The sequence below is a fragment of the Nostoc sp. ATCC 53789 genome (assembly GCF_009873495.1).
Taxonomy (GTDB): Bacteria; Cyanobacteriota; Cyanobacteriia; order Cyanobacteriales; family Nostocaceae; genus Nostoc; species Nostoc muscorum_A.
On sequence record NZ_CP046703.1, the window covers coordinates 886,725 to 909,295 of the forward strand.

Here is a 22,571-nt window from a genome sequence, read left to right on the forward strand (position 1 = left end):
AGAGAAGCCAACTAAACTTTGCATCTCCGTAAGAAAGAAGGGAGCAAAAAGTAGGATAGGTTGCTCAAAAACTTCGGAAATTAAACCAACTGTATAACGTTTGAGGAGAATCGGAAAATGGCTTCCTACCAAGTTAGATTAATCAACAAAAAAGAAGACATCGACACCACAATTGAAGTTGACGAAGAGACGACAATCTTGGAAGCAGCAGAAGAGAATGGTATTGAGTTGCCCTTTTCATGTCATGCAGGTTCCTGCTCTAGCTGTGTTGGTAAAGTTGTCGAAGGTGAAGTTAATCAAGACGATCAAAACTTTTTAGATGATGATCAGGTTTCTAAAGGATACGCTCTACTTTGTGTAACTTATCCTCGTTCTAATTGCACAATCAAAACACATCAAGAAGCGTATCTCGTATAAAGTATTACTTTGGTTGCTGTCCTTGGCAACCAAATAAAGCATGAAGGATGAAGGATGAAAATATACTTCCTTCTTCCCTTCAAAATTATTAATTTATAATTCAAATGTTTACCCCTTTTAGTGTTACTGGCTGTTCATTAGAATTATTGAGAACAGGAGAGCGAGGAATCGTCACCTTCTGTAAAAGTCAGGATGAAAGCATCTTAAACGAACTGATATCAATAGGGGTAACACCAGGAGCCACTATTACTTTAGAACAAAACTTTCCATCATTCCTTATTAATATAGAAAATACCTCTTTAGCACTAGATACAGAAAGCATCCAAGCTATTTATGTCCGCATTATTGATAATTTAATTAATTAACATATATAATAAATAATGTTTTCTTGAACCAAAATTTTTGACTTCGTAATTAAGACCATACATAGCAATTACGAATTACGAATTAAATTGACCTCACTCCTGTATTAATTAATTCAAGGAGTGAGGTCATTAAATTGAGAGATATAAATGCAATTCGATATTAGTGATAGAGCCGCTTGCAATAAAAGGCAACTTGCCTATTTTTACTCAACAGCAACTATCACATCTGATGATTTAATCACGGCATAAGCCTCCTTGCCTTCTGTAAGTCCCAGCTTTTCTGCTGATGATTTTGTGATTATTGACACTAACTCTACTCCTGGTGCAATTTCTAAAATTACCTCAGTGTTAACTGTACCAGGCACAACTTTTTTTACAATACCTTTGAGAGAATTACGAGCGCTAATTTCCATGTTTCGTCTGTTTTTTACTTATTTATACTTAAACAAGCTAGCAAATTTGGCTTAAAAAAAGAAAATGTTTTAAATTTCTTAATAAGTCTCAGATGTAGAAAGTAAATCTCAACATCATAATTCAGGTTTATTAAACACAATATTCAATGTAAATGTGGCATCAAATTTGAGCAAAACAATGTGCTTGAGACCATTGTTAAAACTAGGGGAACTTACGCAAAAATCTATTTGTTATTAGTCTAGATAATGAAATCAGATTGTAAAAAATACTGCATTTTAATTGTTTTTAAATATTTTTTATAGATATATTTAGGGATCTTTATAAATGATTCATAATTCAAACTTATCAGAGTGATAATATATAACTAAGCTAAATTGTTGCTAGTTAACTTAGTACTAAAGCAAACCAAAATCAAATTGCTGGGTGAGGGCAGAGAGTAGGTAGTGGGGAAAGATTTTTTTGTTTTACGAAACTTTTGAATACCTAGCAAAGTTGCTTTGGCAAACAACTGGACTTTAGCTACTCGTATAAGATTTTAAAATAATGGTGGGTAATGCCCACCATTAAGTTTTCCAAGCAATTTTATGCTTGAAAAATACTTAATTATGTGACGTTGAAAGAATAATTATGAGTCAATTAAACAGACAAGATTTGAGTGAAGCAACAACTCAATGGCTAATAGCAAAAGGCTATAACCCTGGGGATTTAAATCAGCTAGGGGAAAATGGCGATACAGCTTTGATGAAAGCCACAAGAGAGGGAGTGTATGCAGTCGTCAAAGAACTAATTGATGCAGGTGCGGATATCAACGCTCGAAATAGCGATCGCAACAATGCTTTATGGTTTGCTTGTTTTGGTAATCACTACGAGTTAATTAATTTATTGTTGGCTGTCAACATTAATATTGATAACCAAAATGATAACGGTGCAACCGTTTTAATGTATGCAGCATCAGCCGGAAAAATAGAAGTCGTCAAGTTACTTTTACAACATCATCCTAACTTATATTTGAAAAACTTAGACGACTATAAAGCAATTGATTTTGCCAGCAATGTAGAAGTTTTAAGGATACTTAAAAATGCCATCAAGTCAGATATCGGGTAAAGCTTATCATGAAGCTACCAAGCATTCTTACTTATCGGTACAAATCGATCCAAATTATGTAGATGCTTCAACACAGCCATCTTCATTTAAAGTTTATCCAAAGTTTTATCGGAGAGTAAAATTAAATCTCAATAATCCTGTTCACTCTTTTATCTCGTTAACCAGTGCGATAACACTAGAAAAAGTATATAAAGATGGCCCTTATAAACTGCGAGTGAATCCATCCGCAGGCGCTCTGTATCCTACAGAAGTTTACGTACAGGTTCGTGGGATTGAGGGAATGATAGATGGTATATACCATCTAGAAGTTGAGAATAATTGTCTAACTCTCATCTATGAATTAATCGATGATGGGTTAGAGAATTATATTATACCGGGTAAATGTATCAACGGATTCATCTTTTTAATTAGTTGTGTTTATTATAGGTCTAGCTGGAAATATCAAAATAGAAGCATAAGATATTGCTTTTTAGATAGCGGACACCATTTAGGTGCGATCGCAGCTTCAGCTTTTCTCCACAACCGAGATATACAACTAATTTTCGACTTTGATAAACTTGCTCTCAATTCAGATTTGGGATTTGAGAATAAAGAGTTTATTACTGCTTGTGCGATGTCAGGAGAAGTACAAGATAAAAAAATCAGACGATTAAGGCTGAAAGTTCCTTTTGTTTCTGGTACTGATTATTTTGAATCCAATCAATTTATTGAAGATGGCTATCAAGCAACTACTCTACAAAATAGCCGCCAGCAGCAATTAGAATATCCTCAATTTGACTTCGACAAAGAGAAATTTTCTCAAGTTGTTTGGGATAGACGTTCTATTAGACGTTTCCGGAAAGAGTTTATTTCTCAAGAAGATTATTTATATGTAGTGCAACAACTTCAACAGTCAATACCGACAGAAAACTATGAGGAAATAGAAATTTACTCAGTCGTGCATCGAGTAGAGGGAATGACACCTGGGTTATATAAAGGTACGTATCTGGTTAAGACAGGTAATTTTAGTGAAAAGACAGGTTACTTATGTATTAATCAGGCTATTGCTAAAGATAGCGCTGTAACTTTATTTTTTGTGTCAGATTATTTAAACTACCAAACTGCTATGCAAACAGCTGGTTTTTTGGGACAGAGACTTTATTTAACTAGTAATTATTTGGGGATTCAGTGTAGTGGAATAGGTGCTTATTATGATGATGAAACCCAGGAATTATTAGAAACAAATAAAGATGTACTTTATGGAATGGTGATTGGAAGATAAGTAGGAAGCTAAAGAGAGATGGCTAGAAATATGTATTACTTTAATAGTGATGACTCACATCCTATGCAACCAACATCGGCAGATATTATACTGCGACAGCAATTAGAGGATTCTATTAGTAGATACTTTTATGACGCTTGCGATCGCACCATTCAAAATCTGCTATCTGATTGTCGGTGGTATGTCACAACCCACGCCAATGCTCTGACATTGGTAATTGAATGTCCCGATCAAGTTATTAATTGGCGTGTTTTACAAAAAATTGTGCCAATGGGGACATTGCTATATGGAATTGTTAACAGTGCTAAAATCCGTGTTTGTCCGCCAGAAAGTCAAGGCATACCTTTTGAAATGAGGGTAGATGAACTTTCTGTTTATCGGGATTGGGCTTGATTCAATTTTGGATTGTTAATTAAAAGTTGATATTCTGTTTGATAAGTGCAGCTACCTCTTCAAAAACTAAATCAGCAGAATGTTTGACAACAGGACTTAACTCTAGTCCCAAACCAAGATTTGCCGCCTCAATTAAATAAACTGTTACATCTTCGGGAAAGTCATTTTGAAAAATTTTCCGTCCGGCGGCTAAAGCATTATCCCAGCGAAAATCGTGCAAGTTATAACTAGGTTCTGGCAAAGCTTCCAGTTCTTTCCCTGGAACTTTAAACACAGCACCCGGTTCAGAACTAGTTGAACTTGCATCAATAATTACTAATTCTTTACTACCTCTAGCTTGAAACATTACTTCCATCCCTGCGGTGCCACAGTCATAAACTCGCACATGAGGATGAGGGTTTTCAGCTAGATATTTTTGTAAGCGTTGGGCAATGATTACGCCTACTGCGTCATCGCTGCGATTGAGATTTCCACAACCAATAATAGTTAGCATCGAATAATGACGATTACTTGTATGAATCAATGTATGAGTACTGGTATCGAGTAGACTGTAGATCAGATAAACAGTAGTGACTGAAACAGAGGCTTTGTCTATATTATTAGTCAAAGCCTCTGAAAAATAATTTATCAGCAGGAAACTATAAATCTACACCATGTTTCTTGGCAACTTCAGTCAGTTTCTCATACTGGTGTTGTGATGCTTGAGTTAATATCTCTTCAGCCTGTTCTTTAGTACTTCCTTCTTTAGGAATTAAATACTTGACATAAAGAGATACAAAATCAGCAGCGATCGCTAAACCGGATAAAGCGTGCTTATCAGCTTCCTTGCCAGCGATCGCAGCTACCAAACCTGCTTTAATTGGGTCTGGTTTAACTTTCATGAACTGCTCGACAAGTTTCGGAACGTAGTCTTCTGGTGGCAAATTATCTAACTTACTTCTATCAGGAGTAAAGTTACATTCTGCGGCTTGAGCTTGCTCTAAAACACACCATTCTATGTATTCTTGCAATGCTGCATCGGGAACGCGAGGGAGATAATTATGTAGCGCTAAATCAGACACAAGCTTACCGTGTAAATTGCTGTTTTATGCAAATGCATTAAGGCAAGCCTAACGCACTGTTTCTATAAGTTTTAGTGTGGTACGCTACGAGTTTTGAATATCAGGCATTGGGAATAGTCCATTAGTTATCACCAGATTTTTACTAAGTTAAAAGAGTTGGTGGAGCGATGTCTCCGACGGGCTACGCCTACGCATTTTTGATGTTGTTTATTTGTGTAAATAAGGGCACACTATAAGATAAATATAAATATATGATTTGTTCATGAAACCTGCTTTACATAAAGGGCAACTAATCACATGGAAGGACGATCGCGGGTTTGGTTTCATACAACCCGATGATGGTAGTCAAGAAGTCTTTCTACACATTACAGCATTGAAAGACGTTAACCGTCGTCCCCAAGTTGGTGATTTTGTTTGTTATCAACTGACAGCTAGTAAAGATGGCAAGTTACGCGCTTTTAATGCTTCAATCAAAGGAGTTACATCAAAGTCCTCACCTTCTGCTGCACCAAAGAAGTCTACATCCAGAACTGTAGACAAATCTACATCATTAGCATTAAAGACATTACTTCTATCTTTACTACCGGGGTTAGGTTCAATCCATCTTGCACTCACAACTGGCAACCCAATTCCGCTAATTTTTTATCCTGTCATGAGTTTCATTACCTTTAGGCTATATGCCGATGATAAGTCTCGCGCACAACAAGGACGATGGAGAACGCAAGAAAATACTTTACATCTATGCGAATTTATGGGTGGTTGGTTAGGTGCATTTGTTGCTCAACAGAAGCTACATCACAAAAGCAGCAAAGTTTCTTATCAAGTTGTATTTTGGGTGATAGCAATTCTTCACATCGTATTTTGGTTAGATTGGCTATTTTTTGGTAAGGCGTTGATAAATTTGTTTTTTACTATTGCTTCTAGAGGTTAATTGAGTCAAGTCAATGAGCAATCTAGTAAGTTTTAAGATGGTGAAGTCTTGCGATTTTGCTGCCCAAAGTAGGGAAATGTCGTACTTATTAAACATTGAATCGGCGATCGCAAGCGTCATTTCTTCTATCTGAGTCTCTGCAATCAACATTTTGTCAAGTGGATGAACGCAATAAGCAGCAGCGAACGCCGAAATAGCAAATGCAAACGCTGAAATAGCAAATGCGATTGCCTCCGGCACGCTACGCGATCGCGCAACTCTCAAGGTACAACATTCACGAACCCAAATTGACGAAAGTGATGATCAAAAGTGAATGCCTGAGTTAAATGGAGTTTATTCATCACAACCCGACTGGCGCAGTCTGTGAAACTCCAGTTTTTATCTAAGAACTGACGGAAAATCTGCCAAGTTTGTTGAATATCCTCTTCTGTCAGGTAATAAATGGTCGTCAAATTATCTGAAAAGAATGCCTCTCCTAAGCTGATTGCCCTCAACGTTTCTCCACGGGTTCTCAAAAGGGTCAAGGTTTCATCAACAACGTAATCTGTTGTTAGCAATGGCTGAATATTTTGATTAACCCATGAAGACGCTGCCTGATGCTCAGTATCGGAAGGAACAATACTAGCAAACCAGGTGCTGGTATCTACAAAGATCATGTTGCACTATGGGGAGGATAAAGAATAGTGTCATGATCTCGACCAGAAAATTTATCATTGCTTACTTCTAAGGGCATGGCTGCAATTTGTGCCAAAATCTCTCTAGGAGTTTTGTTTTGAGGTTTAGCCTCAGTTGAAATCACAGTGACTTCAACACGAGTTCCTTCGGCTAATGGAATCGGCTGTAATAACCTCAGTACACCCTGTTCATAAACAGCTTCTATAGTTATAGTCATAAACTTTTCCCTCATGCCATAGCTATTTCTAATCATGGCATAATATCTAACATAGTAAAAAACACAGCTAATGACTAACTAAAAAATAATTAGCCATTAGCTATTAGAAATTAGCATATTTTAAGCGGTACGAAAACGCGCTAACTCTTCACCAGTTTTCGCATCATGGGCGTGGACTGTACACACCAAACATGAATCAAACGATCGCGCCACATGACCAACTTCCACTGGATCGCTAGAATCGTAAATGGGTGTCCCAATTAACGCTTCTTCAATGGGGCCGCGGATTCCTTCACCATCACGAGGGCCGATATTCCAAGTACCTGGGGCAATAACTTGGTAGTTCTTAATCTTACCGCCCTCTATTTCCACCCAGTGAGATAAGGAACCGCGTGCTGCTTCCGTTGCACCCCAACCGCGTCCATCTTTTTCTGTAGGTTTGATATACCAAGGGTCGTTTAACTTGAATTCGCGCAAACAGTGTTCAGCTTGACGATATAACTTGACAAGTTCGTGAACTCGTGCTAGCTGACGCACATGAATACTAGCACCACCCATTCGTTTGAAGACATCGAGGATGAAGGGGTCGTAGTGTTGCCAAGATTCGCCATGTTGACCACCAGCTACTAATTGCCGCGCTAAGGGGCCAGTTTCTAAGCGTCCGAAGTCTTTGTGAAGGACTGCACTCGACCAAGAGTAGGCGTTATCGAAGTCTTTGGTATTGATTGCAGTGGGTTTAGTGGTGCGATCGCTAGGGTGAATATCTTCTGTCCCTTCATCGTACCAGGAGTGAGTTGTATTCTCGCGGATAAATGACTGATCCATTAAGGTGTGAGTGTCTGCGAAGCTGTCGTACACTCCACTTTTCATAATCATCGCCGCATTTCGTCCTTCGATAGTCGGCTTTTGGTATTTATCTTCATGGGCTAAATATCCCCAAGTGACATATTTACCAACACCAGCGCCATATCTATCTAAACCGATGTCTAAACCCATGCGCCAATAAAAACCTAAGTCGGAATCTCGATGATTTCGGTCTTCATCTAACCAATCTCTAAAGTCATCATAAGTTTGGATTTGTTCGTAGCGTTCTAATGAACAACCTAACCACACTGGTTCTAACCAATTGGTGCGGAAGTATTCTAGAATCGCCCAAGCGCGGGTAATGTCTGTAAGGGTTGGGGCGCACATCACGCCACCAGGCACCATATAACTGCTGTGGCAACTGGTGATATGCTAAAAATGTTCCTGAGTAACTTATTGCATAAAGTAATTTTGCTCGGCAATAACATTTTATTTTCACCATTTCAGCTTATAAATAAGGGAATATTTAGGGAATGAGCGGGCAAAATCAAAACCAGGGTAATTGCGATCGCCACAATTTCATATCGCAGACATATCCCCCATCTACACATGAGAATGCAAACGCAGACTCAAGGGATTTGTTCGCTGATATTTTTGCAGATTTTGAGCCGCACAACACCACAGACGGTAGCTACAAAGGAACAATGGCGAAAATTAAAGCAACAGAACTACAGTATCAAGCAGTTTTTGAGCAGAAGTTAGTCGAAGCTAATAGTAATTTAAAAAGGGATAGAGTTAAAGTTAGCATTAAACAAACTGGCAATTCTCTACAGTTACGAGCTACCCTACCGTTAAAACCAGGCGACCATAGTTTAGGTAAGGAAAAAAAGCAGTATGATTTGTCTCTAGGGATACCAGCAAATTTAGAGGGGCTAAAAACTGCGATCGAGGAAAGTTACGAGTTGGGTAAATTAATCGCTCGCCATACTTTCGAGTGGAATGAGAAGTATTTAGGAATTAAATCTAGAGAGAAGCAAGAGATAAAAACTATTGGGGAATTATTAGATACATTTGATGAAAAATATTATCAAACCCGTCAGAAAACTATAACCAGTCAAAATACTTTTGCTAACTATATATCCGTCCTTAAAAGAAACTTTCCTTTAACAACTTTGTCAACAAAAAAGCATTTTGAGGAAATTATTAATTCATTTCAGGGAAATAAAAAAAATGAATTAATTGCGGTAAGTTCTGTTTTTATTAAAACCTTTCAGTTGGGATTTATACTTGATGTGACACGAGATCATGTCACTCCTGCTCATCGAGAAATACCTGATAATGATAAAATAGTATCTTCTTTTGACCTATTTGAAAAATTCGCGCTCAATCGCAAAAATACAAATATCACTGATGAAATAGACACCTGGGAAATGTGGCGTTGGGTATATGGAATGTTGGCAACCTTTGGGTTAAGACCAAGGGAATTATTTGTCGAACCAGATATTAATTGGTGGATGTGTCCCCAAAATATAGACCATACTTGGAAAGTCAATAAAAATACAAAAACTGGATATCGAGAAGTTATCCCCTTTGTACCAGAATGGATAGAATTATTTGATTTACAAAATCCCAAACCATTAAATATTTTAGAAAAAAAGGTGACAAAAATTGCATCTGTGCAAAATATTAATTGGATGCGGAGAGATATATCCAGATGGTTTAGAAAAGTGGGAATTGAGTTTCAACCCTACGATTTGCGTCATGCTTGCGCTATTCGAGCGCATCTTCAGGGAATACCAATTAAAGCCGCAGCAGACAATTTAGGTCATACTGTTGATGAACATACAAAAACCTATCAAAGATGGTTTGGTATTGAAAACCGTAAAAAAGCCTTTGGTGAGGTAATTAGTCAAAAGTCATTAATTGAGTTGCAGAAGAATGAAATATTGGCGCTACGGATGGAGAATGAAAGGTTAAAGTTGGAAGTTGAAAAGTGGAAATTCTCGGAAAATGTCTAAAAATCCAGAGGACTGCAAACAGCTTTACCACCACAGTTAAGAACGTGGGTATCAATCATAGTAGTTTTGACATGGTGAAGGGTGTTTTTGTAGATTATCGGGGTGTGGAGAAAAGCCATTTTAAGGTTATCTGTAGGTGTATGTGCTATAAATTGGTAAAGATTCAGAATTAATGAGGTCACTATCAAGATGGAATTATCTGTACTAGCTTTACAAGCGGTAAACATTTCGCTGTGGGCGATCGACAAAGTTTCAGGCGGTGCTTTGGAAAAAGCTGGGGCAGATGTTTTAGGCTTCTTAGCAAAAAGATTTCAAGGCAAACTCCAAATCGATAAGTCTGAGTCAAAACTCTTAGAAGCCGCAATTCTCAGTGAAGCCGAATGGGACAGTAAGTTTCAAAAGGATCTCGAAAGGTTAGTAACTCATTATCAACAAATTCAAAATTCTTCCCATGTTTCTCAAAGTACTGAATCAGGGGTCAACATCAATGTTGATAAGAATCCAGGAACAGTCATAGGGCAGCAATTTTTTCGTTAACCAGTTTTTTGATCTCAAAAGTTCCGATTTAGAATCTAATAGGAATCTACTGAAGAAGCTCTTTAATTACATTAAGGTAGCTGCATTTTTGCTATGTTCAGTTTTATTTTGGATTTTATTTGGCTGGTTAGCTGACTATTCATTCCCATTTGGTCAATCATTAGAACTATTTCTTTCGTGTTTCACGGGTACTGTTGCAGCGAAGATCAATAGTTTACAGCAGCAATTACAGAGAACAGATGTAATTTCTCAGCCCGACAATGCACAGCAAGTTCAAAAGCTGAATAAACTTGAGTCTCAAGTATGGTTGTATAAAGGTGTATTAGAACGCCTTGGTACAGACCCTTCTGCAAATCATGAAAAAATCGCTAAGACGCTTGAAGCATTGGAGTATAAAAGAAGCGAAATCCTACAAGAACTTGAGCCTCGAAGACCTCGAAGTTATCGTGTTTTAGTAGAAATACAGGATTCTGTTCGTAATTTTCTGGCTAGTCAAGCAGAGAAAGATTATGAGCAAATTCAGAAGGTTGTGACTAATCTGATTCTTTTTATTAGAAGTAGGCAACCGTCGCAAATTATCCTTTCTGAAGCAATTACGAAATTAGCTTCGGAAATAGCACAAAGTAGTAATCAAATCAGTCCTTATCGTCTTCGTCTTGCTTATAGAATCGATGAATTATTAAGAGTTTTATCAGCAAAATTAGTTTTAAATTCTAATAACCCTATGACTAACGGGAATTATCAATCGCTTGTTAATGAGCTACATTCCCGCATTAATCTCTTGTCTCAAGAATTTAACAATTTACTTAGAGTTAAGCAAGAAGATAAAAATGAATTAAATAGACGTACAGAAGAGATTTCAAACCTCACAAAAAATATTTCTGATCTTCATAAAGATATATCAAATCGTGATGCAGATATAGCCGCTTTGCGAAGCAATATTCAAAATATTACGGAATCAGTTCAAGAAAAACAAATCCAGATAAATGATCTCCAAAATTCAATTCGCAACTTGAAAAGAGACATTCAAAATTCAGCTGATTTTAATCATAAGAAGCAAGATCAGATTGATCAATTACAGAACCAAATATCTCAGTTAAATCAGAAAAAATCAAGATTGCAAAAAAGAATTGAAGATATCTCTACTTATGCTCAAAACAAAGAATCCGAAGTTGAGAATTTGCAGAATGAAATATCTCAACTCAATTCTCAAAAGCTAGAACTACAGAGACAAAATCAAGTTTTATACCAACATTATCAGCGTCAGCAAGGTGAAATATCTAGCCTAAATCAGAGGCTAGAAGAGCTTTCTAGCGCTAACACAGTGATATCTCAAAAATCTACACCACAACCAAATACCAGGACAACTGCAACTCAAGAAAAAATTTCAGAAGCAGAATATCAAAGAATTACTAATCAAAATGAGTATGAATATGTAAGTGGTTATCCTAACAGTCGAAGCGGAAAATGGGTAGCTCCATACTATAGGCGCAAAAGAAATCGTTAGAGCAAAGCCTATCAGCCTAACAATCCCAGTTGGTTGCTTTGCTGATCTATCAGCGGGTGAATGAGGTCGTTAAACATCTTTGAGAAAAGCGATCGCTCAATATCCAAATAAATCAATACTTCTATACATAAGCTAACCTGTAATTATTTAAACTCAGATATTACTATTTGCGTATTTATATTGAGAAAAACCGGGCTTTATACTTCAATACAAAGAAAATAATTATACTTAACCACTTACCTTGTACTGCGTTAACTGCGCTAGGTTAAAATGAGAGGGCAAGCAATGATGAATTTTCATCTTCATAAAATAATTTGATCGTGCTGAACTCCCGACGCAGTAAATTTTCAACTTGTAAGGTAGAACAGTTTCCAAGTCTAAGCCAGATGACTTTTGGGGGATTTCCAAACACTAAACTCAGATCGTGCATATCAGCATCTTTCGAGACGATCATCAAATCATTATCTTTTGCATAATTCCAAACTATCGGGTCTATTGTTGCTTTCATGCCTATATCTCGAACATGAAGTGAGTCTGGAAAAAGATCGCTCAAACGAGTGGGTAATTTAGGGGATAAGTTTTCATCAAACAGTAATTTCATGCTGATAATGGAGAAATCATAAGCCGACGTTCACGGTCAGCCGCATAAGCAATACAAGCTTTTAAATCTTCTCGCGTTAGATCGGGAAAATCATCAAGAATTTCTGCTTCGGTCATCTCGGAAGCTAGGTATTCAAGTACCTCATAAACTGTAATTCGCAAGCCACGCACACAAGGCTTACCACCGCGTTTATTCGCTTCAATTGTGATATAGTTTCTGTAATTCATTATGTGGCGAGTGCATTTTTGCCAATTCATCTGATCGTACCATGTATTTCTGCTAAAAACTCAATAATTTCACCGTTAAACATCTTTGAGAAAAGCGATCGCTCAATATCCAAACAAATCAATACTTCTATACATAAGCTGACCTGTAATTGTTTAAACTCAGATATTACTATTTACGTATTTATATTGAGAAAAATCCCGCTTTATACTTCAATATAAAGAAAATAATTATACTTAACTACTTGCCTTGGACTTTCTTAACTATGATCGCTAATCTAGGGTTAGGGAAAAATTAGGTAATGCCTGAGAAAAGCAAATAACTTTTAACAGAGAAAAATAAATGGATTTACTGCTTGCTATCTTTGCTTATGGTGTGGCTGACCGTGGATTTATGGCTTAATTTAAGGAAAAACCAGGGAATCATTACACATATCCTAGCAAATCCTTACTATATAAGCAATTCCCCAACTTCTTTCCATATAACTGCTGTGGGGCCATTGTCCGCCCAATAGTGCATAAATTTCTACAGGTTTAGCGGAAATTGTTATGCCGAGTTCGTAAGATTTGCCAGTGAAAGCGGCAAAGCGTCTCACAGCTTCCTCATAATAGCGACTATTGCGGTATTTTTTATTGGTTAAGTCAATAGCAAACAAACCATAAAAATAGCGGGGGATGCTTTGAATTGTCTCGACAATTTGACCAAGATTCCTCGCTAAAATTGCATTGCGAGGAACTTCTGTTTCCCAAGCTGTATCTAATGCCCAAGATGCAGATGTCAGGTGAGAACCGCCGCAAATTCCGCAAATGCGAGGCGTGACAATTAATCCGGCTTGGGGGTCTTTACCGCGTAGGATAACTTCAAATCCGCGAAATAGTTCCGCGTGTGTCCAGGCGTTGACTACTCTTCCATGTTCAATATCAACTCGAACATCTAAATCGCCTTCAACTCTACCGACGGGCGATATATCTAATGATTGAATTGTCATTTGTCATTTGTCCTTTGTCATTTGTTATTTGTCATTTGTCATTTGTCATTGGTCATTTGTCATTGGTAATTATTCACTCGCCTCTCCTGCAAAATGGTCGAAACCCTTGATTTATCGTTGATGGGAGTGTGAAAGGTTATAGTCTAATACGCTTGGGTTTTCAAGACGCGATAAATCGCCGTCTCTACAAGTGTTTTGTTGCTCATTCTGAACTGTATTAGGTTATAGTCATTGGTCAAATCACAAAGGACAAATGACTAATGACCAATGACTAATGACTAAACTGTAAAAAAGTCTTCTTCTGCCCAAGGTGGTGCTGCGTCTTTGGCAACCATTGTTAGTAAGGCGTAGTCTTTTTTGTTCACCCCTGGCGGTAATTCTTTGGGAACTCCCATTACTGTTTGGGTTTTAAATACGGTTCCTGGTTTGAGGTCAAAGAAGGGAAATTCTGGTTCTGTGCAACCTAAACAAGGCATCCCAGCGCGGGTTTTGGATGAGACGCGGTTCCATAAGATGCGGTTGCAGGAAGAATGCGTCATGGGGCCGCGACAACCCAAGTCATAAAATAGACAGCCTTTGCGCTGACCAAATTCGGCGGTTGATGCTTTGTAGGCAAAGTGGATGTTGCGGGTACAACCTGTTTGGGTATAGGTGTTGAAGAAGGTTTGGGGACGATTTAGTTCATCAAAAGCAATGTCTGCTATGCGTCCAGTAGCGATCGCAACTAATATCTGCGTAATCCAGTCGGGATGGGCGGGACATCCAGGTATATTAATTACAGGTAATCCGGCTTGCGATACGAAATCTTTCCCCAAAAAGCCGCCTTCTTGACGTTTGAGAAATTGTAAACCTTCCGATTCGCTAGGGTTGGGTGACATAGCGGGAATTCCTCCCCAGGTTGCACAGTCTCCTACCGCGACGATAAATTTAGCAACTTTGGCGAGGTCTGCTAACCAATCTTTCATGGCGCGATCGGCAAACCGATTCCATTCGCCAGTACCGTTGGGGGCGTTAACAACACTGCCTTCAAATACCAAGATATCTAAAGGAATTGTGCCAGAAATACAATTCCGTAGCAGTGTTTGTAAATCGTTGCCTAGTTCCAGCCCCAAGGAAGGATGCCAAAGTATATTGATACCAAAGTCGGCAATTAAATCGCAGACTGTCGGTTCTTCAGCGTTGAGAAATGACATGGTGTTGCCTGAACAAGCACCACCTTGTAGCCATAGTACATTAGTCATCGGCTAGGTGTTTTTGTATTGTTTGCGATACGTGACTTAGTAAATAATGCTTGTAGAGTCTCACGTATTTATCAATATTTATTTATTTATATTAGTGGATTTTCTATTGAATTATCTTTTATTAAATAAAAATTAATCATTGCTAAGAATTTAAATGTACTTAAGATTGCTTACAAGGTTGTATCAAGAACAGAATTTTTCACAAAAGCTTGAATAATAAACTAAGCACACTGATTTTAGATAGCTGTTTTAAATCATTTTGAGAGAGTCGTAACTCAACTTTTATATATAAATGGGCTAATATTTTAAAAGTGAAAGTCTTGTACGTTAAGAAATATCACCGCTAACCAAAAAAAGTAAATAGTAAATAAATTTATTTTTAAATTCAAAGTCAATAGTTATATTTTGATAACAAAGTTAGGTCTTAAATATATAAGATGTTATCAATTCAATATAGAAGAACTGCGTTGTGTCAGGTCATGATACAGAACACCTTATCAAAATGTAAGGTGTTTAAAGCTGACATTAATATTGGCAATTTCCCCCTAGAATTTTAGAAATAGAGTGTTTTATAGTAAAAAAATTGATTCACTCAATTTAGGGGATTGAGGATTAGGTATTAGGTATTGGGAAAATTTTTCCTAGTCCCTAGCATCATTAATCCCTAGCCTCTAGTTTCAGACAAAAGGGGAATTCCGCCTAAAGGACTCGAAGCCTGCGTAAATCGGTATGGCCCGTGATGAGATGCGTAAATGTGTCTCGTTCATTCATGGGTGTTGGACTCAATTCCCAATTGGCTAGAGTACGGCAGAGTTATGACCCCCAGCATTACAGATTCAGCAGTGAAGGCTGCGGTAGCGGCTGTTGCTTCAGAGTCAGCCACAGCAGAGGAAAAAATCCAAATGCTGATTGAGATAGCACAGGGTTTTCAAAAAAAGCCCAAAGCTGCCCAAGACTTGCGGAATGCAGTTGGTTTATATTACCGGGCCTATGAGATGTGTGGTGAGGAGTATCCCCTACTGAAAGCCAGGGCGAAAGTGGGGATGGCAGGAACGTTACAGGCAATACCGGATGCTGATTACCAACTGTTGATGCAAGCTAAAGTCGGTTATGAAGAGGCATTACCGATTTTACAACAATTAGCAACGCCAGAGGAAGTAGCAGAAACGCAGATGAATTTTGGGCTGGTGTTGCAGTCGCTAGTGCCATTCAATTTGGCGCGGATAACCGACAGCATCCAGGCTTATCATGAGGCTTTGCGGGTGTTTACTTGGGAGGATTACCCCCAAGAATACGCGATTTTGTATAACAATATTGCGATCGCTTACCTTTCTATGCCCCTAGCATCGGAACGGGAATACTTGCGTCAAGGGTTAGCTGTGCAATCATTTGAGGTGGCGCTAAAGCACATTACTTTGATTGACCATCCTAGAGAATATGCGATGTTGCAAAATAATTTGGGTAACGCTTTGCAATATTTAGTGAGTTCCCATCCTGTCGAGAATAACTTACGTGCGATCGCAGCTTATGACGAAGCGCTAAAAGTGCGTAATCCCAAAGATACACCTTTAGAGTACGCTAACACAATTTCCAACAAAGCCAACGCCCTATTCAACTTACCAGACGACCCCAAAAAACCAGAAGCTGGTAATCCTCAAAATCTTTTGCAAGCCCGTATCTACTATCAAACTGCTTTAGAAATATTTACGGAATACCAACAAATTGCACAAGCAGAGGTAGTAGTCCAAGCATTACAAGATGTAGAAGCAGAAATGAAGGGTTAGGAGTTATAGACCAAAACCCTTGTAGAGACGGCGATTTATCGCGTCTCAAAAACCCAAGCATATTGGTTATGGATCTAAATTGACTCTTAACTCTTTACTTAAACAATGAGGAAAAAACAGCATGAGAGAGATTTTAACAATGCCAAATCTGATAAATTTTCTCACAAGTTTAGCAGATGGCGATCTTAACATAGCAACAGAATTAGTCTGGCTAATTATAGCAACAGCCTTGGCTATGGTTGGCGGTGCAATTGGTGGAATGCTATTAGCTGGTAAAGATATAGGATATCAGCTTTCAGCAATGCTTGGTGCATTATTTGCCCCTGCGGGTGTAATTCCTGCCATCTTCTTAGGGCTTGTTGCTTTGAATTTCTTGACAAATTATTAGGAGAAAATATGTTAGAGCTAGGATGGTTATCTGCCAAATTATTTTTTAAAGGAAAGCTAATACGCAATCCAATATTTTTTGTCAAGCAAACTACTATTGGTATTGCCGTAGGTTTTTTACTGCTAGTGTCACTTGCACAAGCCCCCATTCCCTTCTACCTACCAATCATATTATCTAGCTTAGTGACAGGCATGATTATGCCATTTCTCTTCAAAGATTTTAAAACCAAGTGAATTGTCATTGATAAACAAGCAATACTTAATGCCCAATGACAAATGACAAATGACGAATGACAAATAACAAATGACAAATCTTGAAGAATTAATTCAGGAAATTAATCGTTTTGAGGCAATTATATCCGATTGGGATGAAAGCCAACGGTGTGTAACAGTAGGTCTTAAAAGAGCAATTGAAGCTTTGCATAAAGCTGCATTGACTAATTTGATTAAAAGCCTAAAACAAGAATCAATGCCAGCTTTGCGTCATGCTGTTGCAGATGAATTAGTGTATGCAGTGCTACTGTATCACGAGTTAGTCAAACCACCAAAACCTCCACTCTCACAACGCATTCAGGCAGCCCTTGAAGAAGTTCGCCCAGGTTTAAAAAGCCATGATGGTGATGTAGAATTAGTGGCAATTAAGCCCCCAGATACAGTAGAAGTCAAATTAATCGGAACTTGCAGCAGTTGTCCGGCTTCTACCTTGACTTTATCTCAGGGAGTAGAACAGGCAATAAAAAACCATTGTCCTGAAATTACTAAAGTTGTTGCAGTCAATAATAGTCCTGCTGTTAACAACGCTAATTCTGGTTTAATCAGTCCATTCTCTACAAAAATAACTTGTACTTGGATGAAAGTAGCGACCCTTGATGAAGTTCCTGAATTTAGTGTAGTCGCAGTACAACTTGCTGGTACTTCACTAATTTTAAATCGTCAAGGCGTTACAGTTAAATGTTACCGTAATGCTTGTACTCATTTAGGATCTCCCTTAGAAAAGGGTAAAGTCGAAAATGGTATTATTACCTGTCCTGCCCACGGATTCCAGTACAAATTAGAGACAGGTAAATGCTTAACCGTGCCTGATGTTTCGCTTCAGTCGTATCCAGTCAAGGTAAAAGAAGATAAGGTTTTTGTAAAACTACAAAAATGATAATACAAAGGTAAGATTTCAGCAAATCTACTTGGCAATTAATCAATCACGGCTAATTTGCTTTTTCATTTCAGTAGTTCGCACATTCATTTTAGTATTTTGTGCAAGCAAAATGCCTGAGTACTTTCTCAATATCCCTAAATTCATTCTCATTTGTGTAATTCGGGTATTGATTTTAGTGTTTTGAGAAAGTAAAAGGGCATATTACTTTCTCAAAAGGTCATTTGACTTATTCAAACCTCAGTTTGCTTATTCATTTTAGTGTTTTCCACAAGCCAAATGAGCTTTTACTTATTCAAACTCCAGTTTGCTTACTCATTTTGGTGGTTTCCGCAAGCAAAAGGTCATTTGACTTACTCATTTTAGTGTTTTCCGCAAGTAAAATAAGCTTTTACTTTCTCAAACCCCAGTTTGCTTTTTCATTTCAGTAAATCGCGCAGTCATGCCAAAGATTCCTGATGTAATAAAAGTTACAAAAAGGTTATTTAAAAAGTATTTTGCTGTGACTTTAGGCACTTTTAGATCCCCCCTAGCCTTAAAAAAGGGGGAACCAGAATCAAAGTCCCCCTTTTTAAGGGGGATTTAGGGGGATCTAAAACTATTTAATACCGAGAATAGGACTTTTAAAACATCCTCTAAAGGCTATCTTGATTTTTTTTAGCTTGATTAATACAGAAGTTGATTAGAGATTTTAACTAAATTTGAAAAAAGCATAATGCAAAACCGTTACTGTTGTTACATGCTAATCAACATTAATGTTTTTAAATAATTATCAGCCTCTATCTGCGGTTCATGGATATCCCAATCATAAGTAATCCCATATCACAATTACCGCTAGAAGCAACAGAAAATTCTCAAGATTTACCTCTATCACCTCAAGGTGCGGAGGTAATTTTAGGCAACATTATTGAACCCGAACAATTAGTTATACCTGTAGCGCCCAATGCCACAACAATGTTTGGGCCTCGTGGTGCTTGTTTGTTATCAGAAACTGGCCCATTATGGGTATCAGATACAGGACATCATCGATTATTAGGATGGAAGAATTTACCCACGAGAGATAGTCAACCGGCTGATTGGGTAATTGGACAGCCTGACTTTTATCATGAAGGACAAAATGCTAAAACTACACCGGGAAAGGCAACCTTAAGTGTACCAACAGGAATTTGTGCTTGCGGCGAAGGGTTAGCTGTCGCCGATGCTTGGAATCATCGGGTTTTGATTTGGAAAAACTTACCAGAAGATAATAATGTTCCAGCAGATTTGGTGTTAGGGCAAGTTAGTTTTACTGATAATGAACCAAATCGAGGTAATCAACAAGCATCTGCTAGTACAATGCACTGGCCTTATGGTGTTTTCTATCATCAAGGACGGCTATTTATTGCTGACACTGGTAATCGAAGACTATTAATTTGGCATCAGTTACCAACAGAAAATGGTCAACCTGCTGATTTAGTTTTGGGGCAACCAGATATGATATCTCGCAATGAAAACGGTGGTGATTCTCCAACCGCAGCGAGTATGCGTTGGTGTCACGACATCGCTTTTTGGGGAGAAAATTTGGTTGTCAGCGATGCAGGTAATCACCGAGTGATGATTTGGCAGGGAATGCCAACAGAAAATAATGCTCCTTGTGCTGTGGTTTTAGGGCAAAAAAGCTTTGATTTTGTGGAAATGAATCAAGGGGTTTATTTGCCTAGCGCTAGTAGTTTGAGTATGCCTTATGGTGTGGCAGTGGCTGGCGATTGGTTAGTAGTTGCAGATACAGCGAATTCTCGTTTGTTAGGATGGAGAAAGCCAGAATCAATTTTATCACTGCAAGGGGTAATGGCAGATGGGTTGGCAGGACAAATAAATTTTCAAAGTAAAGGTGAAAATCGTAATTTCGGACTGCCTAAGCGAGATAGTTTAAATTGGTGTTATGGGATAAAAATTTGTGGCAATAGGTTGGTAATAGCTGATTCTGGGAATAACCGAATATTGCTGTGGCAGTTTAATTATGGGACTTCTAAGAAATAAACGAACCACAGAGACACAGAGAACACAGAGGAATGAGGAGAAGAGAGTTTTTTAAGTATTTTTTTATTTGGAAGTCTCTATGCCGATTGAAGAAATTAGAGTTCGCGGTACTGTTCAGGGAGTAGGATTTCGCCCTACTGTATATCGTCTTGCTAAAGCTTGCGGTTTGTATGGAGATGTTTGTAATGATGGGCAAGGTGTATTAATTCGGGTATCTGGTAATGAGGAAGCATTAACAGAATTTGTTGCCAGATTGCAAACAGAATGTCCACCATTAGCAAAAATTAATCAGCTAAGTAGAATTCCTTACGAAGGTGAATTTAGCTTTAATAATTTTGTGATTTCTAATAGTGTCAATAATGCAATCAAAACAGAAATTGTCCCTGATGCAGCTACTTGTCTACAATGCCAACAAGAAATATTTGACCCCTTTAGCCGCTTTTATCGTTACCCATTTACTAACTGCACTCATTGCGGCCCTCGCCTGAGTATTATTCGTGCAATTCCTTATGACAGATGCAATACCAGTATGTCTGCGTTTGTTATATGTCCCGAATGTGCAAAGGAATACCACGATGTTGAAAACCGCCGTTTTCACGCCCAACCTGTAGCTTGTCATGTTTGCGGCCCCACAGCTTGGTTAGAACGCGCTGATGGTAAATCGGTTACTGCTTCCATGTTTTCCATGCTAGATGATGTGGATGCTGTTTGTACCTTGTTGCAAAAGGGTGAGATTGTCGCAATTAAAGGATTAAGTGGTATTCATTTAGCTTGCGATGCAACTCAGGAAACCGTTGTTCAAAAACTGCGTCAGCGCAAAAGGCGCTATCACAAGCCATTTGCTTTAATGGCGCGAGATATTGAAATAATTGAACAATATTGTACTGTCAACGCTAAAGAAAAAGAATTATTGACAAGTTCTGCTGCACCAATTGTTTTATTACAAGCGACAGGTAAAAAACTTGTAGCACCATCGGTAGCACCGGGGCAAAATACCCTTGGCTTCATGTTACCTTATACGCCTTTGCATCATTTAATTCTGCGGCGGATGAATCGCCCAATTATTATAACAAGTGGTAATCTTGCCGATGAACCACAATGTATTGATAATGACGAAGCAAGAGACAAATTAGGGACAATCGCCGATTATTTTCTCTTTCACAATCGAGAGATTATTAATCGGGTAGATGATTCTGTTGTACGTGTTATCGGCGATAAAGTTCAAACAATTCGCCGTGCTAGAGGATATGCACCAGCATCGATTAGCTTACCGCCGGGATTTGACAATGTGCCGCAAATTTTAGCAATGGGTAGTGAGTTAAAAAATACTTTTTGCTTATTGCGTGAAGGAGAAGCGATTCTATCTCAACATCTAGGGGATTTAGAAAATGCTGCGGCTTTCAATGCTTATCAAGAGACTTTAAACTTATACTTGAATTTATTTGAACATACACCAGAAGTAATCGCCATTGATAAACATCCTGAGTATATATCAAGCAAGCTTGGTAAAGAACTAGCAGATACAAATCAAATTCCAATTCATCAAATCCAACATCATCACGCCCATATTGCTGCTTGTATGGCAGAAAATGGGATTCCTTTAGATTCACCTCCAGTATTAGGCATTGCTTTAGATGGTTTAGGTTACGGTGATGACGGTACACTCTGGGGCGGAGAATTCCTTTTAGCGGATTATCGAAAATTTCAGCGACTAGCAACATTTAAACCAGTAGCAATGATTGGTGCTGGACAAGCAATTTATCAGCCTTGGCGTAATACCTACGCCCAATTAATATCTGCTAACCTTTGGGATGATTGCCAACAACAGTATTCTGATTTAGAAATCGTAAGATTGCTGAATAAAAAACCACTAAAACTACTCAATCAACTTATAGAGAAAAAAATTAACTCTCCTCCGGCTTCTTCAGTGGGGCGGTTGTTCGATGCAGTAGCGGCGGCTATCGGTATTTGCCCTGAAGAATGTAGCTATGAAGGACAAGCTGCGATCGCAATGGAAGCTATAGTAGATGTTAGTAGCTTAAATAATGATAAAGAAGCGCTAATATACCCTTTTAGTTTTAGCTTTTCAGATAGTATTTACTGTATAGACTTACGCCCAATGTGGCAAGCCTTACTCTATGACTTGCAACAGCAGATTCCCCAACCAGTTATAGCTGCCAAATTTCACAAAGGTTTAGCTAATGCGATTGTGGAAATGGTTAAGCACCTTTGTCAAGAAAATCTGATTAATCAGGTAGCTTTAACAGGAGGAGTCTTTCAAAATTGTATATTGTTACAGCAAGTTAGCAAACGATTAGAAACATTGGGTATAAAAGTATTAACTCATAGCTTAGTTCCAGCTAACGACGGCGGATTATCTCTAGGACAAGCAGTGATTGCAGCCGCGAAATACATGAGTCTTGATATTTGACAACCCTTTTCTGACAAATAATTCTCTCTGTGTTCTCCGCG

At 38.2% G+C, this 22,571-nt stretch carries 23 protein-coding genes and 2 pseudogenes; 15 read left to right on the top strand and 10 right to left on the bottom strand.

All coding sequences use genetic code 11. The annotated features are described in order from the left end of the window. Window positions 1-117: 117 nt before the first annotated feature. Both GJB62_RS03500 and GJB62_RS03505 read left to right on the top strand, forming a co-directional pair. The gene (locus tag GJB62_RS03500; protein ID WP_069069799.1) at window positions 118-417 is read left to right on the top strand and encodes a 2Fe-2S iron-sulfur cluster-binding protein; all 300 of its coding nucleotides are present in this window, start codon (window positions 118-120) and stop codon (window positions 415-417) included. 104 nt (window positions 418-521) lie between these two features. After that, window positions 522-782 (top strand): FeoA family protein, encoded by a 261-nt coding sequence (locus tag GJB62_RS03505; RefSeq protein ID WP_114083653.1) that lies wholly within the window; start codon window positions 522-524, stop codon window positions 780-782. 203 nt (window positions 783-985) lie between these two features. Here the strand turns inward: GJB62_RS03505 and GJB62_RS03510 are convergent, their stop codons facing one another. Beyond that, a complete protein-coding gene (locus tag GJB62_RS03510; RefSeq protein ID WP_114083652.1) occupies window positions 986-1,195 on the bottom strand; it encodes a molybdopterin-binding protein in 210 nt (69 codons plus the stop codon). A 628-nt stretch (window positions 1,196-1,823) separates the two neighbouring features. Here GJB62_RS03510 and GJB62_RS03515 point away from each other — a divergent pair. From GJB62_RS03515 to GJB62_RS03525, 3 genes are read left to right on the top strand one after another with little or no spacing between them, the layout of a single operon-like run. Then, a complete protein-coding gene (locus GJB62_RS03515) occupies window positions 1,824-2,300 on the top strand; it encodes an ankyrin repeat domain-containing protein (RefSeq protein ID WP_114083651.1) in 477 nt (158 codons plus the stop codon). Further along, window positions 2,275-3,561, top strand: a complete 1,287-nt coding sequence (locus tag GJB62_RS03520; RefSeq protein WP_114083650.1) for a SagB/ThcOx family dehydrogenase — start codon at window positions 2,275-2,277, stop codon at window positions 3,559-3,561. The genes GJB62_RS03515 and GJB62_RS03520 overlap by 26 nt, the downstream gene beginning before the upstream one ends. Before the next feature lie 18 nt (window positions 3,562-3,579). Next, on the top strand, window positions 3,580-3,954 hold the full coding sequence (locus tag GJB62_RS03525) for a hypothetical protein (protein ID WP_114083649.1): 375 nt from the start codon (window positions 3,580-3,582) through the stop codon (window positions 3,952-3,954). Window positions 3,955-3,973: 19 nt separating this feature from the next. Here the strand turns inward: GJB62_RS03525 and GJB62_RS03530 are convergent, their stop codons facing one another. Both GJB62_RS03530 and GJB62_RS03535 read right to left on the bottom strand, forming a co-directional pair. Continuing rightward, on the bottom strand, window positions 3,974-4,447 hold the full coding sequence (locus GJB62_RS03530) for a hydrogenase maturation protease (protein WP_114083648.1): 474 nt from the start codon (window positions 4,445-4,447) through the stop codon (window positions 3,974-3,976). 145 nt (window positions 4,448-4,592) lie between these two features. Further along, window positions 4,593-5,015, bottom strand: a complete 423-nt coding sequence (locus GJB62_RS03535) for a hypothetical protein (protein WP_114083647.1) — start codon at window positions 5,013-5,015, stop codon at window positions 4,593-4,595. A gap of 262 nt (window positions 5,016-5,277) precedes the next feature. Here GJB62_RS03535 and GJB62_RS03540 point away from each other — a divergent pair, with 262 nt between their 5' ends. Further along, window positions 5,278-5,946 (top strand): DUF1294 domain-containing protein, encoded by a 669-nt coding sequence (locus tag GJB62_RS03540; protein ID WP_114083646.1) that lies wholly within the window; start codon window positions 5,278-5,280, stop codon window positions 5,944-5,946. Between the two features lie 260 nt (window positions 5,947-6,206). Here the strand turns inward: GJB62_RS03540 and GJB62_RS03545 are convergent, their stop codons facing one another. The 3 genes and pseudogenes from GJB62_RS03545 to GJB62_RS03555 form a co-directional block, all read right to left on the bottom strand. Continuing rightward, window positions 6,207-6,602, bottom strand: coding sequence for a PIN domain-containing protein (locus GJB62_RS03545; protein WP_114083645.1), 396 nt, complete (start codon window positions 6,600-6,602; stop codon window positions 6,207-6,209). Next, complete coding sequence (locus tag GJB62_RS03550) at window positions 6,599-6,838, bottom strand: antitoxin family protein (RefSeq protein ID WP_114083644.1); 240 nt, start codon at window positions 6,836-6,838, stop codon at window positions 6,599-6,601. Before GJB62_RS03550 ends, GJB62_RS03545 begins: the two co-directional genes overlap by 4 nt. A 120-nt stretch (window positions 6,839-6,958) precedes the next feature. Beyond that, window positions 6,959-8,059: pseudogene (locus GJB62_RS03555) on the bottom strand (nickel-dependent hydrogenase large subunit); the annotation flags it as partial. A gap of 116 nt (window positions 8,060-8,175) precedes the next feature. On the opposite strand from GJB62_RS03555, the gene GJB62_RS03560 reads away from it, so the two are divergent. The 3 genes from GJB62_RS03560 to GJB62_RS03570 all read left to right on the top strand — a co-directional run bounded on the left by GJB62_RS03560 (window position 8,176) and on the right by GJB62_RS03570 (window position 11,704). Further along, entirely contained in the window at window positions 8,176-9,660 is a 1,485-nt protein-coding gene (locus tag GJB62_RS03560) for a site-specific integrase (protein WP_114083643.1), read from the top strand. Between the two features lie 189 nt (window positions 9,661-9,849). Continuing rightward, window positions 9,850-10,197 carry a hypothetical protein gene (locus GJB62_RS03565; RefSeq protein ID WP_114083642.1) on the top strand — a complete coding sequence of 116 codons (348 nt, stop codon included), beginning with the start codon at window positions 9,850-9,852 and terminating at the stop codon, window positions 10,195-10,197. Between the two features lie 88 nt (window positions 10,198-10,285). After that, on the top strand, window positions 10,286-11,704 hold the full coding sequence (locus tag GJB62_RS03570; RefSeq protein WP_114083641.1) for a hypothetical protein: 1,419 nt from the start codon (window positions 10,286-10,288) through the stop codon (window positions 11,702-11,704). A 265-nt stretch (window positions 11,705-11,969) separates the two neighbouring features. Here the strand turns inward: GJB62_RS03570 and GJB62_RS03575 are convergent, their stop codons facing one another. The 4 genes and pseudogenes from GJB62_RS03575 to GJB62_RS03590 form a co-directional block, all read right to left on the bottom strand. After that, a complete protein-coding gene (locus tag GJB62_RS03575) occupies window positions 11,970-12,305 on the bottom strand; it encodes a DUF5615 family PIN-like protein (RefSeq protein WP_114083640.1) in 336 nt (111 codons plus the stop codon). Further along, the gene (locus GJB62_RS03580) at window positions 12,302-12,532 is read right to left on the bottom strand and encodes a DUF433 domain-containing protein (RefSeq protein WP_114083639.1); all 231 of its coding nucleotides are present in this window, start codon (window positions 12,530-12,532) and stop codon (window positions 12,302-12,304) included. The genes GJB62_RS03575 and GJB62_RS03580 overlap by 4 nt, the downstream gene beginning before the upstream one ends. Before the next feature lie 476 nt (window positions 12,533-13,008). Then, window positions 13,009-13,518, bottom strand: a pseudogene (locus GJB62_RS03585) (nickel-dependent hydrogenase large subunit); the annotation flags it as partial. A 278-nt stretch (window positions 13,519-13,796) separates the two neighbouring features. Further along, on the bottom strand, window positions 13,797-14,759 hold the full coding sequence (locus GJB62_RS03590) for a hydrogenase small subunit (protein ID WP_114083637.1): 963 nt from the start codon (window positions 14,757-14,759) through the stop codon (window positions 13,797-13,799). A gap of 815 nt (window positions 14,760-15,574) precedes the next feature. Here GJB62_RS03590 and GJB62_RS03595 point away from each other — a divergent pair. From GJB62_RS03595 to hypF, 6 genes are all read left to right on the top strand, one after another. Then, on the top strand, window positions 15,575-16,543 hold the full coding sequence (locus GJB62_RS03595; RefSeq protein ID WP_114083636.1) for a hypothetical protein: 969 nt from the start codon (window positions 15,575-15,577) through the stop codon (window positions 16,541-16,543). Window positions 16,544-16,664: 121 nt separating this feature from the next. Then, a complete protein-coding gene (locus tag GJB62_RS03600; protein ID WP_114083635.1) occupies window positions 16,665-16,931 on the top strand; it encodes a hypothetical protein in 267 nt (88 codons plus the stop codon). 8 nt (window positions 16,932-16,939) lie between these two features. Beyond that, on the top strand, window positions 16,940-17,164 hold the full coding sequence (locus GJB62_RS03605; protein ID WP_114083634.1) for a hypothetical protein: 225 nt from the start codon (window positions 16,940-16,942) through the stop codon (window positions 17,162-17,164). A 70-nt stretch (window positions 17,165-17,234) separates the two neighbouring features. Then, the gene (locus GJB62_RS03610; RefSeq protein WP_114083633.1) at window positions 17,235-18,080 is read left to right on the top strand and encodes a NifU family protein; all 846 of its coding nucleotides are present in this window, start codon (window positions 17,235-17,237) and stop codon (window positions 18,078-18,080) included. 792 nt (window positions 18,081-18,872) lie between these two features. Further along, window positions 18,873-20,099: a hypothetical protein gene (locus GJB62_RS03615; protein ID WP_245246088.1), complete on the top strand. Its 1,227-nt coding sequence runs from the start codon at window positions 18,873-18,875 to the stop codon at window positions 20,097-20,099. A gap of 79 nt (window positions 20,100-20,178) precedes the next feature. Further along, a complete protein-coding gene (hypF, locus tag GJB62_RS03620) occupies window positions 20,179-22,530 on the top strand; it encodes a carbamoyltransferase HypF (RefSeq protein WP_114083632.1) in 2,352 nt (783 codons plus the stop codon). Window positions 22,531-22,571 lie beyond the last annotated feature (41 nt).

Coding starts and splice junctions, on each gene's coding strand:
- GJB62_RS03565 (WP_114083642.1), top strand. CDS start 9,850: ATGGAATTATCTGTACTAGCTTTACAAGCGGTAAACATTTCGCTGTGG.
- GJB62_RS03615 (WP_245246088.1), top strand. CDS start 18,873: ATGGATATCCCAATCATAAGTAATCCCATATCACAATTACCGCTAGAA.
- GJB62_RS03510 (WP_114083652.1), bottom strand. CDS start 1,195: ATGGAAATTAGCGCTCGTAATTCTCTCAAAGGTATTGTAAAAAAAGTT.
- GJB62_RS03595 (WP_114083636.1), top strand. CDS start 15,575: ATGACCCCCAGCATTACAGATTCAGCAGTGAAGGCTGCGGTAGCGGCT.
- GJB62_RS03580 (WP_114083639.1), bottom strand. CDS start 12,532: ATGAATTACAGAAACTATATCACAATTGAAGCGAATAAACGCGGTGGT.
- GJB62_RS03575 (WP_114083640.1), bottom strand. CDS start 12,305: ATGAAATTACTGTTTGATGAAAACTTATCCCCTAAATTACCCACTCGT.
- GJB62_RS03520 (WP_114083650.1), top strand. CDS start 2,275: ATGCCATCAAGTCAGATATCGGGTAAAGCTTATCATGAAGCTACCAAG.
- hypF (WP_114083632.1), top strand. CDS start 20,179: ATGCCGATTGAAGAAATTAGAGTTCGCGGTACTGTTCAGGGAGTAGGA.
- GJB62_RS03525 (WP_114083649.1), top strand. CDS start 3,580: ATGGCTAGAAATATGTATTACTTTAATAGTGATGACTCACATCCTATG.
- GJB62_RS03515 (WP_114083651.1), top strand. CDS start 1,824: ATGAGTCAATTAAACAGACAAGATTTGAGTGAAGCAACAACTCAATGG.
- GJB62_RS03610 (WP_114083633.1), top strand. CDS start 17,235: ATGACAAATCTTGAAGAATTAATTCAGGAAATTAATCGTTTTGAGGCA.
- GJB62_RS03530 (WP_114083648.1), bottom strand. CDS start 4,447: ATGCTAACTATTATTGGTTGTGGAAATCTCAATCGCAGCGATGACGCA.
- GJB62_RS03560 (WP_114083643.1), top strand. CDS start 8,176: ATGAGCGGGCAAAATCAAAACCAGGGTAATTGCGATCGCCACAATTTC.
- GJB62_RS03590 (WP_114083637.1), bottom strand. CDS start 14,759: ATGACTAATGTACTATGGCTACAAGGTGGTGCTTGTTCAGGCAACACC.
- GJB62_RS03500 (WP_069069799.1), top strand. CDS start 118: ATGGCTTCCTACCAAGTTAGATTAATCAACAAAAAAGAAGACATCGAC.
- GJB62_RS03505 (WP_114083653.1), top strand. CDS start 522: ATGTTTACCCCTTTTAGTGTTACTGGCTGTTCATTAGAATTATTGAGA.
- GJB62_RS03550 (WP_114083644.1), bottom strand. CDS start 6,838: ATGACTATAACTATAGAAGCTGTTTATGAACAGGGTGTACTGAGGTTA.
- GJB62_RS03600 (WP_114083635.1), top strand. CDS start 16,665: ATGAGAGAGATTTTAACAATGCCAAATCTGATAAATTTTCTCACAAGT.
- GJB62_RS03545 (WP_114083645.1), bottom strand. CDS start 6,602: ATGATCTTTGTAGATACCAGCACCTGGTTTGCTAGTATTGTTCCTTCC.
- GJB62_RS03540 (WP_114083646.1), top strand. CDS start 5,278: ATGAAACCTGCTTTACATAAAGGGCAACTAATCACATGGAAGGACGAT.
- GJB62_RS03605 (WP_114083634.1), top strand. CDS start 16,940: ATGTTAGAGCTAGGATGGTTATCTGCCAAATTATTTTTTAAAGGAAAG.